The organism is Campylobacter sp. BCW_6465 (assembly GCF_001762815.1).
In the GTDB taxonomy this organism is placed as follows: domain Bacteria; phylum Campylobacterota; class Campylobacteria; order Campylobacterales; family Campylobacteraceae; genus Campylobacter_D; species Campylobacter_D jejuni.
In genome coordinates, this window is record NZ_MJXN01000095.1 from 1 (window position 1) to 3,277 (window position 3,277).

At 36.7% G+C, this 3,277-nt stretch carries 2 protein-coding genes; both read left to right on the forward strand.

Annotation, left to right across the window (positions count from 1 at the left end):
- The coding region (locus AJ886_RS07055) for a flagellin (protein ID WP_070287454.1) at positions 1-1,505 on the forward strand (1,505 nt) is incomplete at its 5' end.
- A gap of 162 nt (positions 1,506-1,667) precedes the next feature.
- The coding region (locus AJ886_RS07060) for a flagellin A (RefSeq protein ID WP_070287455.1) at positions 1,668-3,277 on the forward strand (1,610 nt) is incomplete at its 3' end.

The following is a 3,277-nucleotide window of genomic DNA, read 5'->3' on the forward strand; positions in this document are numbered from 1 at the left end:
TAGGTATCTTACAAACTGCAGATAAGGCTATGGATGAGCAACTTAAAATCTTAGATACAATCAAGACTAAGGCAACTCAAGCGGCTCAAGATGGACAAAGCTTAAAAACAAGAACCATGCTTCAAGCAGATATTAACCGCTTGATGGAAGAACTTGATAATATCGCTAATACTACTTCATTTAATGGTAAACAACTTTTAAGTGGTAATTTTATCAATCAAGAATTTCAAATCGGTGCAAGTTCAAATCAAACTGTAAAGGCTACCATAGGAGCAACTCAATCTTCTAAAATCGGTTTAACACGCTTTGAAACCGGAGGAAGAATTTCTGAAAGTGGTGAAGTGCAATTTACTTTGAAAAACTACAACGGTATAGATGATTTTAAATTCCAAAAAGTTGTGATTTCAACTTCAGTAGGAACAGGACTTGGGGCTTTAGCTGAAGAGATCAATAAAAGCGCTGATCAAACCGGTGTTAGAGCTACCTTTACAGTAGAGACTAGGGGTATATCAGCAGTTAGAGCAAGTACCACTTCAGATGATTTTGCTATTAATGGGGTAAAAATCGGCCAAGTAGAATATAAAGATGGCGATGCTAATGGAGCCTTAGTTGCTGCGATTAACTCTGTAAAAGACACTACAGGGGTTGAAGCTTCAATTGATGCTAATGGACAGCTTTTGCTTACCTCAAGAGAGGGTAGAGGGATTAAAATTGATGGTGATATTGGTAGAGGTGCTTTTATCAATCCAAATATGAAAGAAAATTACGGTCGCTTATCTTTGGTTAAAAACGATGGTAAAGATATTCTAATCAGTGGTTCTGGACTTTCTTTTGCAGGTTTTGGTGCGAGCAATTTTATCTCTCAAGCTTCTGTTTCTTTAAGGGAATCAAAAGGAAGATTTGATGCCAATGTTGCTGATGCTATGGGATTTGGTTCTGCAAATAAGGGAGTTATGTTAGGTGGTTATTCTTCTGTTAGTGCTTATATGAGTAGTGCAGGAAGTGGATTTTCTTCAGGTTCAGGTTATTCTGTAGGTAGTGGTAAAAACTATTCTACAGGTTTTGCAAATGCTATAGCTATTTCAGGTGCTTCTCAACTTTCTGCAGTATATAATGTTTCTGCAGGTTCAGGTTTTTCAAGTCAAAGCGGACTTTCTCAGTTTGCAACTATGAAGACAACTGCTTTTGGGGTAAAAGATGAAACTGCAGGTGTAACTACACTTAAAGGTGCTATGGCAGTGATGGATATAGCAGAAACTGCTATAACAAATCTTGATCAAATCAGAGCAGACATTGGTTCAGTGCAAAATCAAGTTACATCAACTATAAATAACATTACCGTAACTCAAGTCAATGTCAAAGCAGCAGAATCAACCATAAGAGATGTAGACTTTGCTAGTGAGAGTGCAAACTACTCTAAAGCAAATATATTAGCTCAAAGTGGTTCTTATGCTATGGCGCAAGCAAATTCAACACAACAAAATGTTTTAAGATTGCTTCAATAGTAAACTAAATAATTTTTACAAGAATTGCTGCAATATATACAAATCCAAGCCTAGTTTAAATACTAGGCTTTTTTATTTACAAGCTTTAAATTTTTGATTAACTAAAACTTGGAACACTTCTTGCTTTAATCTTTTCGATGCAATATTTTGAAAGGATTTAAAATGGGTTTTAGGATAAACACCAACATCGGCGCATTAAATGCGCACGCAAATTCAGTTGTTAATTCTAACGAGCTTGATAAGTCTTTAAGTAGACTTAGTTCAGGTCTTAGAATCAACTCAGCCGCAGATGATGCTTCTGGTATGGCGATAGCAGATTCTTTGCGTTCACAAGCAGCCACTTTAGGCCAAGCCATAAACAATGGTAATGATGCCATAGGTATCTTACAAACTGCAGATAAGGCTATGGATGAGCAACTTAAAATCTTAGATACAATCAAGACTAAGGCAACTCAAGCGGCTCAAGATGGACAAAGCTTAAAAACAAGAACCATGCTTCAAGCAGATATTAACCGCTTGATGGAAGAACTTGATAATATCGCTAATACTACTTCATTTAATGGTAAACAACTTTTAAGTGGTAATTTTATCAATCAAGAATTTCAAATCGGTGCAAGTTCAAATCAAACTGTAAAGGCTACCATAGGAGCAACTCAATCTTCTAAAATCGGTTTAACACGCTTTGAAACCGGAGGAAGAATTTCTGAAAGTGGTGAAGTGCAATTTACTTTGAAAAACTACAACGGTATAGATGATTTTAAATTCCAAAAAGTTGTGATTTCAACTTCAGTAGGAACAGGACTTGGGGCTTTAGCTGAAGAGATCAATAAAAGCGCTGATCAAACCGGTGTTAGAGCTACCTTTACAGTAGAGACTAGGGGTATATCAGCAGTTAGAGCAAGTACCACTTCAGATGATTTTGCTATTAATGGGGTAAAAATCGGCCAAGTAGAATATAAAGATGGCGATGCTAATGGAGCCTTAGTTGCTGCGATTAACTCTGTAAAAGACACTACAGGGGTTGAAGCTTCAATTGATGCTAATGGACAGCTTTTGCTTACCTCAAGAGAGGGTAGAGGGATTAAAATTGATGGTGATATTGGTAGAGGTGCTTTTATCAATCCAAATATGAAAGAAAATTACGGTCGCTTATCTTTGGTTAAAAACGATGGTAAAGATATTCTAATCAGTGGTTCTGGACTTTCTTTTGCAGGTTTTGGTGCGAGCAATTTTATCTCTCAAGCTTCTGTTTCTTTAAGGGAATCAAAAGGAAGATTTGATGCCAATGTTGCTGATGCTATGGGATTTGGTTCTGCAAATAAGGGAGTTATGTTAGGTGGTTATTCTTCTGTTAGTGCTTATATGAGTAGTGCAGGAAGTGGATTTTCTTCAGGTTCAGGTTATTCTGTAGGTAGTGGTAAAAACTATTCTACAGGTTTTGCAAATGCTATAGCTATTTCAGGTGCTTCTCAACTTTCTGCAGTATATAATGTTTCTGCAGGTTCAGGTTTTTCAAGTCAAAGCGGACTTTCTCAGTTTGCAACTATGAAGACAACTGCTTTTGGGGTAAAAGATGAAACTGCAGGTGTAACTACACTTAAAGGTGCTATGGCAGTGATGGATATAGCAGAAACTGCTATAACAAATCTTGATCAAATCAGAGCAGACATTGGTTCAGTGCAAAATCAAGTTACATCAACTATAAATAACATTACCGTAACTCAAGTCAATGTCAAAGCAGCAGAATCAACCATAAGAGATGTAGACTTTGC